Raw genomic sequence first — 13,478 nt, forward strand, 5'->3', positions numbered from 1 at the left:
CGACGCTATCCCTTGGAAATAAGATTATTTCCTACCGGAATAGGCACGCTGCTTTCCGCACGAAAGCATCGCATAATGATACAGGGGAGGCTTTTACTGGTAATACCTGCCTGGGATGATTTACCAAAAAAGCCGACTACAAATTAATTATATAAAATTGAGATGGGGTAAACTTGTTATACACAGGTTGTGGAAATATTTTGTCACCTGCTTTGAAGTTTCCCGATACGACTGTCCAGCAAATTTCTTATCTTATCCACTGCGCCGTTAAAGGCATGATCAACCGTGTCTGCAAAATGCGTCACCGCTTCGGCATGCATATTACGGGGACGTACTTCTATGGTACAGCGTTTATCATGGGTACCGCTTTTACCGCTGTTCTCGTCTCCAAAAAACACTTCAGCAGTCGTTATATATTCGCTAAACCGATGTAATTTTTTCGTTAATTCTTCGTTCACTTTTACAACAAAAGCTTCTGATGCCGTAAAGTTGTTATCTGTGTTCAAACGTATTTCCATAGCGTGATGATTTGATCTATAAGTACTACAATTCCGGACGTAAAAAGTTGATGACAGCGCATTGAGAAATGAGATTTGAGACCGCAGATTCAGGGACAGAATCCGGTACCCGATTCCCGGTTCTCCAATCTCCATTCTTGCCTCCCAATTCTCAGCCCTTATTAAGCTTCATATTTCTTAAAAACAGAAGTAGCGATATGCCCCCCAAACCCGAAGGTATTGCTCATAGCATAACGGACCTGTTTTTGCTGCGCTTCATGCAGGGTAAGGTTGAACGCATCTTTATATGCCGGCTCTATTGTTTTGGAGTTGATGGTAGGCGGTACGATATTCAGCTCCACCGCTTTGATACAGGCAATGGCCTCTACCGCCCCTGCCGCTCCGAGCAGGTGCCCCGTCATTGATTTTGTAGCACTGATATTGAGCGCTGTACCCGTGCCAAATACCCGCTCCGCAGCTTTCAGCTCGCTCAGATCGCCCTGTTGGGTAGAGGTCGCATGCGTATTTAGGTAATCGATCGCTTCCGGCCCGATGCCGGCGTCTTCAAGGGCGGCCAGCATTCCCAGGCGGGCACCATCACCATCCGGATGGGTTCCGGTAAGATGATAGGCATCCCCTGCCATACCCCCACCTACGATCTCTGCAATGATCGGCGCACCCCGCCGTTTGGCACATTCCAACTCTTCGAGAATGATCGCGCCAGCACCTTCTCCCATTACAAACCCATCACGTGTTACATCAAACGGCCGGGAGGCGGTAGCGGCCTCCTCATTGTTGGTGGAAAGTGCCTTGGCGGCATTAAAGCCGCCCACTCCTGTTTCATTGATGGCTGCTTCTGACCCGCCGGTGATGATCATATCGGCTTTTCCCCATTTGATATAATTAAATGCGTCGATGATCGCCGTATTTGACGTAGCACAGGCGGAAACTGTAGTAAAATTGATCCCCCTCAGCCCGTATTTGATCGAGATGATGCCCGAAGCAATGTCCACGATCATCTTGGGGATAAAGAACGGATTGAACCGCGGCGTACCATCGCCCTGTGCAAATTCCATTACCTGTTGCTGAAAGGTCTGGATACCGCCGTTGCCGGATCCCCAGATCACACCGATGCGGTCGCGGTTCAGTTCTTCAAAGGTGATACCGGCATTTTGCACGGCTTCGGCCACACTGATCAATGCATACTGGGTGTACAGGTCGTATCGCCGAGCCTCGGCTTTTTCGATATATTGAAGCGGGTCAAAATTTTTCAGCTCGCAGGCAAACCGGGTCTTGAACTTTGAAACATCAAACCTGGTAATAGGTGCTGCCCCGCTAACCCCTTTTACCAGTGATTGCCAAAAGTCATTTACGTTGTTGCCGATGGGGGTCAAGGCACCCAATCCGGTTACTACTACACGTTTCATTTTTTTATTGTTAAATCGTTTACTAATGTCTGTTTTATTGCTCTGAAATCCTGCGTTCCCGTAATCCGGGTCAGTTGCAAAGCAGCTATCATGTTGGTAGTGATCAGCAGTGCTTTTGTCCGCACGGGAACCTCGAAAAAAAATACGCCATCCTCCTTTCCTTCCTCCAGTATTCCTATCAGCCAGTGCAGTATCTGCTGTACCAGCCGGTCAAGCGCTTGCTGCATTTCCGGTTCTACTGTATAAAAATCAGTGGCCAGGGAACCCACCAGGCAGATCTTATCTTCCTCCCGGGCAGCAATATACACATTAAAAAAAGCTTCCAGCTTTTCCATCACCGGTCGGTCTTTCAGTTTTTCCCGGAGCCGGTCCAACCGTTCCCCGTACTCCGCAATGATCGCCAGGCCCAATACGGTTTTTGTAGGAAAATGATAATGAATGGAGGCATTCCTGATGTTCAATGATCTCGAAATATCGGTAAAGCTAAAAGCATTGTAACCCCGCGCCCTTAAAAGGGCATCGCCAATGCGTAATATTTCAGACCGGGTACTCATTCAGCAGTCAAAGATATCTACCTATTAGTAGGTAGACAAATTTTTTGTCGTGCACAAACTACAACAGCTCTCCCTCCCGGCTTCTTTAAGGTCCCGGAAAAGATCATCCAGATAAAAGTTAGAGTATCGGGAAGGCAGTACCTGCGAGAGTAACGTTCTCCCGCAGTATCAGTGCTTGAAATGCCGCATGCCGGTGATCACCATGGCCAGGTTATTCTGCTGCGTGTACTCAACGGAGTCCTTATCTCGGATGGAACCACCCGGCTGAATAAAGGCTTCAATACCTGCCTGATGACCGATCTGCACACAATCATTGAACGGGAAGAAAGCGTCGCTGGCCAGCACGGCACCTTTCAGATCAAAACCGAACTGCTTTGCTTTTTCGATGGCATGGCGCAGCGCATCGATGCGGCTCGTCTGTCCCGCACCTTTACCCACCAGCTGTTTGTTTCTTACCAGCGCAATGGCATTCGATTTTAGATGCTTGCCAATGATATTGGCAAATTCCAGGTCGGCTTTTTCTGCTGCTGTGGTTTCACGGCCTCCGGCTTCTTTCCATTCCGTATAATTTCCCTTATCCTGTTCCTGGATGAGAACACCGTTGAGAATGGATTTTGTCTGAGATCTGGGATTTAAGTCCCGATATCTATCGGGATGAGATTTGAGTTGCAGCAGTATGCGGTTCTTTTTGGATTTTAAGATGTTCAGTGCTGCTTCGTCAAAAGCAGGTGCTATCAGTACTTCAAAGAAGATCTCGTTGATGGCATTAGCAGTGGCTTCATCCACGGTTCCATTGGTTACCAGCACGCCGCCAAAGGCACTTTCCGGATCTCCCGCCAGGGCATCCTTCCAGGCTTCGCTTATTGCAGCACGCGCTGCCACACCGCAAACATTGGTATGCTTGATAATGGCAAACACTACTTCGCCGCCCTGCGGAAATTCGTTGATCAGCTGAACCGCAGCATCCACATCCACGAGGTTGTTATAGGAAAGTTCCTTACCATTGAGCTGGTTGAACAGTTCTTCCAGATTGCCATAAAATGTTCCGGACTGATGCGGGTTTTCGCCATAACGCATGGCCTTAGGACTGTTAACGGATTGAAGAAAATATTCGCCGCTGTTTCCGTTAAAATAAGCAGCAATGGCCACATCATAATGTGCTACGATCTCAAAAGCCTTTGCAGCAAAGGATTTGCGCTGCTCGATCGTGGTTTCCCCGTTCTGGGTTTTCAGCAGTTCTTCCAGACCTGTATAATCTTTTTTGGCGGCTACTACCACCACATCTTTAAAGTTCTTTGCAGCTGCACGGATCATGGAAGGACCCCCGATATCAATTTTTTCGATGATCAGTTTTTCTTCGCTGGTCTGTGCCAGGGTCTCTTCAAAAGGATACAGGTCCACGATCACCAGGTCGATCTCCGGGATCTTATACTCTGCCATTTCCGCTCTATCGGATTCCAGGTCTCTCCTGCCCAGGATTCCCCCGAACACAGAAGGGTGCAGGGTTTTCACACGTCCGCCCAAAATGGAAGGATAGGTAGTCAGCTGCTCTACAGGAACCACTTGTATGCCGAGGTCTTCAATAAATTTCTGGGTCCCCCCGGTTGAATAGATCGTAATTCCCAGGCGGGATAATTCTTTTACGACGGGCTCCAGACCATCCTTATAAAAAACGGAAATCAGTGCAGATTGTATCTTTTTGTTCATAAAACTGAATTGGAATGCTTAATGAGCCGCAAAGGTAAGCGTTCAAAGGGTCATTACAAAAGCTCCTTTGTTCACAACATTGTAACAGGGCACACCCAGCGCATCACAGTCCTGCTGCCAGTAGCGGGCCTTCCAGGCCGGCACGGAGCCCCCGATCACCACCTGCCGGGGCTGCACTACCTCCAGCAGCCGGGAGATATACAGCCGGGGATTCCCGGTAAGGACCACAAGGTCTGCTTTTCCGTACCGGGTTCCGTTCAGAGGCGCATGTATCAGCAATACGGAGCGGCCACCAAACAACAAACGCTCGTCCCCTCTGATATGCCGCAGCGCCTCCGGTTGCCGGAGACGATGACGGATCGCCGAAGGCTCCAGTGTATTTTTTGCTATTGCAGGATCCTGTAGTCCGGCGGTATCCGCAAGGATAAAATGGTCCCGGCCGTTGATAAAATCGATAATGCTGCTTCCGGAACTATTGTACACGATGATCTTGGACTGCCGGTTTGCCTGATAGAAAGAAAGTCCCCGCAGCACGATGAATCCGGATAGACCCAGTACTGCCATCCAAAGCCCTGTCTTTCGTTGTTGCAGTAACAAAGCAACCCCGGCTATAAGAACATACAACAGTAATACCTGTGCCATGCTGATCTGCAATCCCTTCCACAACGCGAAGGGATAGTGTTCCAGGTTCTCGATGATCCGGTTCATCCAGACTATAGCGCCGCGCAGCAATACGCCTGTGGCTGCAGCTATAGCAGGAAACGGTGCCACAGCTACCAGCAGCAATGTTCCGATCAATATCCCGCTCGACAAAGGCACCACCAGCAAATTGGAGATCAGGAAATAAACCGGGAACTGATGAAAGTGATAGATGCTTAGCGGGGTGGTTAAGACCTGTGCAGCAATACTTATTGCAATGAGCTGCCACACCGCATTCAACAGTTTATTCTCTACTGTTATAAGACCATACAGAGGTCTGTAGAAAATAACGATACCCAGTACGGCTGCATAAGAAAGCTGGAATCCCACATCCCACAACCACCAGGGGTTATAACCGAGCAGCAGGAAGGCTGAAGCCGCCAGTGTATTGTATACAGAAACATTGCGGCCAAAATGTTTTCCAAGCAGGATACAGGTAAACATAACAGCTGCCCGAACAATGGAAGCCGCACCACCCGCCAGCAGGCTAAAGGTCCATAATACCGTTAAAACAAGAACGGGATGCAGCCAGCGCGTTTGCCGCCGTTTCAATAGCGGGCCCAGTAAAAGCTCCAGCAACCAGTAAATAAGCCCCAGGTGCATTCCCGAAACAGCGATCACATGTACCACACCGGTATCGGTGTAGGATTGCAGTAAGCTTTTATCCAGATCGTCGCGGTAACCCATCAGCAGGGCCTCAGCCAGCCCTGCTTCCCTTGGTGTTTTTATGTACTCTTTTAAAACAGCAAGAATGGATGCCCTTACCCGGTACAGCCACAGGCTTACGGAGAACGGCTGCGGTCCTTTGATCTTTAAAACATCCTGCCCGGTGAGATATACCTGGTGCGTGATCCCATTGAACCGGGCATAAAGCCTATAGTCGAATGCACCCGGGTTACCCGTACTCCGGATCGTCTGAGGCTCTTTCTTAAACACCAGCCGGTCGCCGGCATTCAATTGCCGGTGACCGGGCTCCTTTTTAAAATAAAGGATCATTTTTCCATTGACCCGGATAACGCTGTCATTAATGATCAGCTGTTTTACCACGGCCGCGGCCTTGTAAGAGCGGCTCTTTTCAACAGGCTGTTCCTCCAGGTCAGTCACCAGGTACATTCCCGGAGCATAATGCCGGCCAAACCAGCTGCGCCGGTTCCCGGTATCTTTAAGCGCTGCAATCAGTATCCCTGAAAAGAAAAGTATCAGCAGGATCAGTACTGTCTGCAGCATCTGCAATTTCAACCGCTGATAACTGCCTAGCATCCGGAACAACAATACCATTAAACCGGAAACCAGGAGGCCGGTCATACAGCCCGTTACAGGCAGCGGATGATAAAAGCAGAACAGGATACCGCAGGCAAACGGAAGCAATAACTTTATAAACGGTGCGCGGGCGAGAAACAGATCAGCGGAGGGTTGCATAGGTGATGTATTAACCACCCTAAGTTACAAAAATATTATATATAATATTTTTTAACTAAATAATAGACCAGTGCCGGCTGGAAGACATCTGCCCTCAGCAGCCATCTGTTAATTGCTTCTCCTCAGACGTATACCTAGCCATACTATTTCTTCAGTGTCTGTTCAAAGAGTTTGAAGATCCGCTTGTATTCGTCGGTCCAGCTTACGGGCTCCACAAAGCCATGGTCTTCCATTGGGTAGGAAGCCAGTTCCCAATTGGCTTTCTTCAGCTCCATCAGGCGCTGGGCCAGCTTCACAGCGTCCTGGTAATGGACATTCACATCCACCATGCCATGGCAGATAAGCAGGTTGCCTTTTAATCCGTTCGCAAAATAAATAGGCGAACTTTTATGATAGGCGATGCTGTCAGTAAACGGTTCGTTGAGGATATTGGAGGTATAGCCGTGATTGTAATTGGCCCAGTCCGTAACCGGCCGCAAGGCTGCGCCGCTGGCAAACACATCCGGTGTTGTAAACAACGCCATCAGCGTCATAAACCCACCGTAAGAACCACCATAGATGCCCACTTTTGCCGGGTCAATTTTATAGGTGTCCGTAAGATATTTTACCGCATCCACATGATCGGTAAGATCTTTCCCCCCCATGTGCCGGTAGATACCGGTACGCCAGTCGCGGCCATAGCCGGCACTCCCACGGTAATCGATGTCCATCACATAATAACCATTATCTGCAAGAAGGTTGTTGAACATATATTCCCGGAAATAGGAACTCCACCATTTATGAGCGTTCTGAAGATATCCTGCACCATGAACAAAAAATACAGCCGGCATGCCGGGCCGGGCATTTTCCGGTTTATACAACCGGGCATACACCGGTGCACCATCCCTTGCCGTAAATGAAATCACCTCCGGGATACGCCATTTGATCTGCCGGTATTCTTCGCTCTGTGCTTTTGTGGTGATCTGCACCGGGTGGGCACCGGGGCGGTTTTCCTGGAGGTAGAGCTCCCAGGGTTTATCAATAAATGAATTCCTGATGGCCAGGTATTTTTCATCCGGTGACAGGCTTACTTCATTCGCTCCCGGAAGTGTGGTCAGCTGTACTGTTTGTCCCGCTTTTATGTTCAGCCGGTAAAACTGTTTTTCGCCGGGATGTATCTGATTGGTAGTAATGTAAAACGATTTTTTATCATTGGAAAGTTTTGCCTCCTGCACTTCATACGGTCCTTTTGTAAGCGCACGTTTTACCCCCGATGTCACATTGTAAAGATACAGATGCGTGTAGCCGGTGGTTTCGCTCTGGAACCAGACCGTTTCATTATCCGTCCACCCGGTAGCGCGGGGACTGATCCCCGGTCCGCCGATCCAGGCATCATCGTGTTGCCGGTCGACCAGCTTCAGGTGCCTTGTTGCGGTATCCATCAGCATCAGCCACCGGTCTTTATTATCGTCTGCATATATATCCAGCAGGGCATAACGGCCGTTTTGCGACCATTCCACACCCCATACATTCACATTGCGAAGGACCGTATCCCGCTTCATCCGCTCCCATTGCAGCGGATAGTCCTTTACAAATGCGGGGATATCCCGGATGCCGGGGATCTGTTCTGTACTGATCTTATAAGCAGTATCTCGTATACGGTCATAAACAAAAAAACGGGCACTTCCCTGCGGGCTGCCCACCTTTGTGCGACCGGGAATGTCTGTGGTATAGCCGCTCTCGGTTACATAATCCGGTACAATGGTTCGTTTCCCGTTTCCTGCGGTGTAAAGCTGGTAAGTCACAAACCGCCCGTCCGGACTGATGTTTGTACCGGTCAGCTGGCCCCCCGCCAGATAAATGGGTTTGGGTCCGGACAGCTCACGGGCCCGCGTATATCCCTCCCCGGCCACCCGTTTGTTGTTCCGCTCCCGCAGCACATCCATGAGGGCCAGCTGTTCTTTTTTCAGCCACGCTTCTTCTGCATTTGTCTTTTTGTCTTTATCAGGAGGCGCATCATTGGTAAAATTGGTCAGTTGTTGCGAAGCACCTGTTGCGATCTCCCAGGAATAAAGGTTCTGACCGCGGGTATAAACGATCCGGGTATCATTAAAGCTGAACACCGGATTATACTCACCTTCCAGCGTCTGCGTAATACGAATGATCTTACCGGCAGGTGCTCTGTAATAAATATCCCCGTCTTTTGTCCAGGTTGCAGCCGACCTGTTGTTACTGTAGCGCAGCAGGGACTCGGATACTGCCCTGCGTTGTTCATTTAGCTGCAGCTTCCGGGGTGTTTTATCCGCAGGTGTAATGCGGTACAGCGAATCGGCAGGTGCCTGTTCCGGGTTCCAGGAAAAAAATAAGGTGTTTCCCTCATTCCCCCAGGCAACATCAGATGGCGATGTGCCCATCCATTTGGGGTCACGCATGATCCGGTCTACCGTCAGTACACCGGGATCGTTCTGTGCCACTGCGGTAACAGCAGCCATCATTGCAGGAACTGCAACGGCCTTTATCAATAATCTCTTCATCCTGTAAAGCAGCATAATTTATTTGATCCCCACTTTTGGTATGTCCCCAAAAGCGTACACTTATGTTATAGTACAAAATTACAGAAGCCGATGCTGTTAGCGGGCCCTTTCTGCTGCACTCTTGTCGCGCTCGGCTTTAAACTCGGAACCGGCTTTCCAGCCGGGCCAGTTATGGCCATAGGCCAGCCGTTTGCCTACCATAAAAAGCAGTTGCAAATCATCCACGGCACCGCTCAGATCCCAGCTGGTATTGTATTCATCGGAAGGTCCGTGATAATGTTGAGTATTGAATGCCTCCTGCATTTTCCTGCCGTACTCTTTATCCTTACCGATCACATCAATACCAAATCCCTGGGCAAGGGCCGGTACGCCGGCTTTTGCAAAACTGAAATGATCCGACCGGAAATAATGTCCCGCCTCCGGCGTGGCGTCATAGGAAATATACCTTCCCAGTTTTTCAGCTTCTTCTTTTAAAAGATCCTCCATTTCCGATTGTCCCTGGCCCACCACCATAATGTCTTTTGTACGGCCATAGTTGTTGACCTCATCCACATTCAGCACCCCTACTGTTTTTGCAAGCGGGTATACCGGATGCTGTGCGTAGTAGGCCGATCCCAGCAATCCCTGCTCTTCGGCGGTCACAGCCAGAAAAACAATGGTGCGTTCCGGCGGTGTCTTTTGACTTTTCCATACCCTTGCAAACTCCAGCAGGGCGGCGGTGCCGCTGGCATTGTCCAACGCCCCGTTATAGATCGAATCGCCGCGGGCATCCGGTTTCCCGATGCCCAGGTGGTCCCAGTGAGCGGTATAAAGAACGTATTCATCCGGGTATTTGCTTCCTGTGATCTTTGCAATCACATTGTGCGACTGACTGCGGGTCACTTTTGTTTTTATACCTGTGGACACGGTGGCATTCAGCTGCTGTGCCCTGAATCCGCGGATATCTGCTTTGGCAATGATACCGGTATCCTGTCCGCCCGCCATGATCAGTTTTTTAGCCGCTTCCATAGTGATCCAGCCCTGGGCATCCAGCAGTTTTTCATCTTTATTGTCCAGCCGGAGCTCCGATGTATGCCAGTTGTTCTGTACCACGCTGAACGGATAACTGGCAGCCGCGGTACTATGGATCACCAGGCAGCCACGGGCACCCTGCCGGGCCGCTTCTTCAAACTTATAGGTCCAACGTCCGTAATAGGTCATGGTTTTCCCTTTGAACAGGGTTGTGTCCCCGTTATTAAACCCGGGATCATTTACCAGCACCATAACGATCTTCCCTTTCACGTCCAGTCCTTCATAATCGTTCCAGTTGTATTCGGGCGCCACCACACCATAACCGGCAAACACTACCGGTACATTGCTGAGGCGGATGACGGAATCCGTTTTGGGTGTGGAAAGTACATATTCATCAAGTCCTTTCAACTCCATGACACCCGAAGCGGCCTGGACCTTCATGACCGGCTCCGGTTCTGAAAGGATATCGATCATCGGCACATCCTGAAGATAACTGCTGCCATTACCCGGTTCTGCACCCAGTTGCCGGAATTGCTCCTCCAGGTAGCCGATGGTCTTTTTCTCTCCTTCTGTAAAAGGTTTGCGCCCTTCAAATGAATCTGCCGAAAGGACCTTAATATGCCGCACAAGACTGTCGGCACTGAATGCCGAAGCATCAGTTTCTCCGTTTTTTGTTTTTTCCGGGGTATTGCATGCAACAAAAGCAAGTGCTGCAATTGCCGCAGTGAACCGCTTATAATACATTTGGGATTTCTTTAAACTATTTTCAGATTAACCTGGACGATCCGCTTTGAGATCTCAGCGTTGCGATTCCGGATCCAGAACGCAGCATTAAAATTTGTGAGCCGATAATGCATCATTGATTGCTGATCGCTACTTCTTACCGATGCGGAACAGTCTTCCCTTCTCTCCGTCGCTGATGGCATAAAGCGCGCCATCTGCACCTTGTACCACATCCCGGAAGCGCTGCTGCTGATCGGCCAGCAGTCGTTCTTCACCCACCACCTTATTGTTTTCGATCACCAGCCTTACAATATGCATACCGCTAAGGGCGCCTATAAACAGATTATTTTTCCATTCGGGTATCAGGTCACCGCTGTAAAAGGTGGCGCCACTCGGAGACACTACGGGGTCCCAGTAGTAGACCGGCTGTTCCAGGCCTTCTTTCTGCGTAATACCTTCTCCAACTTTTTCACCGCTGTATTCCAGTCCGTAGGTGATGGTTGCCCAACCATAATTTTTCCCCGGTTCGATACGGTTCACCTCGTCACCACCCTTGGGGCCAAATTCATCTTCCCAGAGATCACCGGTAACGGGGTGTATGGCCAGCCCCTGCACATTCCGGTGTCCGTAAGACCAGATCTCCGGTCTTGCATCCGGTGTGTTGGCAAACGGATTGCCCGGAGCGGGTTTGCCTTCTTTTGTGATCCGCAACACCTTACCCGGAGCCGCATTCAGCTGCTGGGCCATGGGGCGGGATTTGATGTCTGAACGTTCCCCGGTGCTTACAAACAGGTTCCCTTCTTTATCCCATGCCAGTCTTGAGCCATAATGGAGCTTGCTGGGAAATGCCGGAAGTGCCTGGTAGATCACTGCAGCTCCTTCGACGGTCTTTTCATCGGCTGCCAGTTTTCCTTTGCCCACGGCGGTAAGAGTGCCCGGTGGCACATCCTGCGAAAAGCTCCAGTAAATGATCCGGTTGGTTGCAAAATCGGGATCCGGTATCACATCCAGCAGTCCGCCCTGCCCGTCACTGTTCACTTTTGGCAGACCGGTAATGGGCGCGCTCAATTGCCCCGCCGCAGTGGCTATGCGCAGGGTGCCCTTCCGCTCTGTAATAAGAAAACGACCATCCGGAAGCGTAACGATACCCCAGGGATACACCAGCCTGTCCGAAAGCATTTTTACATCCAGCGGTGTTTGTGTATGTACTCCTTTAATGCGGGTCTGCCCTTCAAACGCCGGTTTATAATCGCTGTTGGGCTTTTTTGTTTCCACGGGATTAGAGGAAGAGTCTGTATTCCCCTCGCCGGGTTTTACCCCATGCGATTTGTTGGAATTACAGGCTACAAGCAGGGACGCCGCCAGCACCCCTGTCAATAGTGGTTTAACATGAAAACTCATTGTGTAATTGTTTTAGACCATTTAAAAATAACACAATTCCTTTTAAAAGAATGGTTTTGTTAACAAAATAGCCGCAGTAACGTTTTATATAAAAATATATTTTCTAAAAAACAGGAGCCGTTTAAAAGCTTTTTACGACTTTTGCGGCTGCAAAACTTTAATTACAGTTTCTTTTGAACAAAAAAGCAATATACGGTATTCTCATTGCGATCATCTTACCGCTTACCTGCTACTTTATCATCAAGCATTACAGCGAACAGGCCGTAGTATTGCCGCAGCGTTTTTTCCCGGACTCCATTAATTCGACATTAAAAGGCGGTAAAAAGGTTTCTGATACCGTATGGCACCGCATCAGCGACTTTAAGCTGACCAACCAGCTGGGAGAAACGGCAACGCTGGATAAATACAGGGGAAAGATCATTGTTGCCGATTTCTTCTTTACCCACTGCCCTACCATCTGCCCTCCGCTCACCATGAACATGCGGCGGCTGCAGGGCTCCATCACCAATTCGGAACGGGTGGGCGACCGTACCAATAATGACGTACAGTTTATTTCGTTCAGCATTGACCCCGAGCGCGACTCGGTGCACCAGCTCAAGGCCTGGGCCGACCGCTTTCAGATCAACCCCCAGCAATGGGATTTGCTGACGGGTGATAAAAAAACCATTTATGACCTGGCCCTGAAGGATATGCGGATCGGGCTGGTGGATGGAAAGGGCATTGATACCAGCTTTATCCATACCGATCATTTTGTACTGATCGATACCAGCCGGGTCATCAGGGGATTTTACCATGGGCTCGACAGTACCTCACTGGCAAAACTTTCCAGGGACATCGTACTGCTGACGCTTGAAAAAAATCCAAATGAAAAAAGTGAGCTTTCCGGACAACTCAATTTCCTGGCTGTGGTGTTCCTGATTGTGGCAGTATTGGTTGGCCTATTCCTGATCGTGTTTAAAAAGAAAAAAAATGTTGACCCCGTCGTGGACCAAAAATGATAAGAAAGCCAAGCTTCTTATTTATACCTTTTCCATTATCGTATTTGCCGTTGTGGTTGCCCTGGGGCGCGTTCAGCTGAATGTACAACCCGGTTTTGATGTACACATCTTTGCCCTGGCCAATGCGGTTATCAACTCCGTCGTTGCCGTGCTCCTGGTTGTTGCGTTATTCGCTGCAAAAAGCGGAAAATATTTGCTACACAAACGGATCATGCTCGTAGCTATGGTACTTTCCATCCTTTTCCTGGTGAGCTATATCGCCCACCACCTGCTGGCGGGAGATACCAAATTCGGCGGCACCGGTGCCATCCGCTTTATTTATTATTTTATTCTCGGCACGCATATTCCGCTGGCGGGCATCATCCTTCCTTTTATTTTATTTACCGCTTACAGAGGTCTGATCGGCGAGTACCCCCGCCACCGCAAGATCGCCCGCATCACCTGGCCCATCTGGTTTTATGTGGCTGTTACCGGACCCATTATTTATATCCTGATCAGTCCGTATTATTAATGCGGTACATCAAATTTC

The 13,478-nt window shown here is 49.6% G+C and carries 10 protein-coding genes; 2 read left to right on the forward strand and 8 right to left on the reverse strand.

All coding sequences use genetic code 11. The features are described 5' to 3' along the window. Positions 1-203: 203 nt before the first annotated feature. From K7B07_RS07145 to K7B07_RS07180, 8 genes are all read right to left on the reverse strand, one after another. The gene (locus tag K7B07_RS07145; RefSeq protein WP_223708551.1) at positions 204-518 is read right to left on the reverse strand and encodes an HPF/RaiA family ribosome-associated protein; all 315 of its coding nucleotides are present in this window, start codon (positions 516-518) and stop codon (positions 204-206) included. A gap of 161 nt (positions 519-679) precedes the next feature. Next, complete coding sequence (gene fabF, locus K7B07_RS07150; protein WP_223708553.1) at positions 680-1,924, reverse strand: beta-ketoacyl-ACP synthase II; 1,245 nt, start codon at positions 1,922-1,924, stop codon at positions 680-682. Then, entirely contained in the window at positions 1,921-2,478 is a 558-nt protein-coding gene (locus K7B07_RS07155) for a TetR/AcrR family transcriptional regulator (protein ID WP_223708555.1), read from the reverse strand. Before K7B07_RS07155 ends, fabF begins: the two co-directional genes overlap by 4 nt. A gap of 168 nt (positions 2,479-2,646) precedes the next feature. Further along, positions 2,647-4,185: a bifunctional phosphoribosylaminoimidazolecarboxamide formyltransferase/IMP cyclohydrolase gene (gene purH, locus K7B07_RS07160; RefSeq protein WP_223708557.1), complete on the reverse strand. Its 1,539-nt coding sequence runs from the start codon at positions 4,183-4,185 to the stop codon at positions 2,647-2,649. A gap of 42 nt (positions 4,186-4,227) precedes the next feature. Next, entirely contained in the window at positions 4,228-6,303 is a 2,076-nt protein-coding gene (locus tag K7B07_RS07165; protein WP_223708559.1) for a ComEC/Rec2 family competence protein, read from the reverse strand. Between the two features lie 143 nt (positions 6,304-6,446). After that, positions 6,447-8,816 carry a S9 family peptidase gene (locus K7B07_RS07170; RefSeq protein ID WP_223708561.1) on the reverse strand — a complete coding sequence of 790 codons (2,370 nt, stop codon included), beginning with the start codon at positions 8,814-8,816 and terminating at the stop codon, positions 6,447-6,449. A 96-nt stretch (positions 8,817-8,912) separates the two neighbouring features. Continuing rightward, positions 8,913-10,571, reverse strand: coding sequence for a M28 family metallopeptidase (locus K7B07_RS07175; RefSeq protein ID WP_223708563.1), 1,659 nt, complete (start codon positions 10,569-10,571; stop codon positions 8,913-8,915). A gap of 129 nt (positions 10,572-10,700) precedes the next feature. After that, positions 10,701-11,951, reverse strand: coding sequence for a PQQ-dependent sugar dehydrogenase (locus K7B07_RS07180; protein ID WP_223708564.1), 1,251 nt, complete (start codon positions 11,949-11,951; stop codon positions 10,701-10,703). A 173-nt stretch (positions 11,952-12,124) separates the two neighbouring features. On the opposite strand from K7B07_RS07180, the gene K7B07_RS07185 reads away from it, so the two are divergent. Continuing rightward, entirely contained in the window at positions 12,125-12,949 is an 825-nt protein-coding gene (locus K7B07_RS07185; protein WP_223708565.1) for an SCO family protein, read from the forward strand. Continuing rightward, positions 12,921-13,460, forward strand: coding sequence for a DUF420 domain-containing protein (locus K7B07_RS07190; protein WP_223708566.1), 540 nt, complete (start codon positions 12,921-12,923; stop codon positions 13,458-13,460). Before K7B07_RS07185 ends, K7B07_RS07190 begins: the two co-directional genes overlap by 29 nt. Positions 13,461-13,478 lie beyond the last annotated feature (18 nt).

The organism is Niabella beijingensis (assembly GCF_020034665.1).
In the GTDB taxonomy this organism is placed as follows: Bacteria; Bacteroidota; Bacteroidia; order Chitinophagales; family Chitinophagaceae; genus Niabella; species Niabella beijingensis.

Bases quoted from the DNA above. Each gene is read 5' to 3' on its own strand.
- K7B07_RS07175 (WP_223708563.1), bottom strand. From the start codon at position 10,571: ATGTATTATAAGCGGTTCACTGCGGCAATTGCAGCACTTGCTTTTGTT.
- fabF (WP_223708553.1), bottom strand. From the start codon at position 1,924: ATGAAACGTGTAGTAGTAACCGGATTGGGTGCCTTGACCCCCATCGGC.
- K7B07_RS07180 (WP_223708564.1), bottom strand. From the start codon at position 11,951: ATGAGTTTTCATGTTAAACCACTATTGACAGGGGTGCTGGCGGCGTCC.
- K7B07_RS07170 (WP_223708561.1), bottom strand. From the start codon at position 8,816: ATGAAGAGATTATTGATAAAGGCCGTTGCAGTTCCTGCAATGATGGCT.
- K7B07_RS07165 (WP_223708559.1), bottom strand. From the start codon at position 6,303: ATGCAACCCTCCGCTGATCTGTTTCTCGCCCGCGCACCGTTTATAAAG.
- K7B07_RS07190 (WP_223708566.1), top strand. From the start codon at position 12,921: ATGTTGACCCCGTCGTGGACCAAAAATGATAAGAAAGCCAAGCTTCTT.
- K7B07_RS07145 (WP_223708551.1), bottom strand. From the start codon at position 518: ATGGAAATACGTTTGAACACAGATAACAACTTTACGGCATCAGAAGCT.
- purH (WP_223708557.1), bottom strand. From the start codon at position 4,185: ATGAACAAAAAGATACAATCTGCACTGATTTCCGTTTTTTATAAGGAT.
- K7B07_RS07155 (WP_223708555.1), bottom strand. From the start codon at position 2,478: ATGAGTACCCGGTCTGAAATATTACGCATTGGCGATGCCCTTTTAAGG.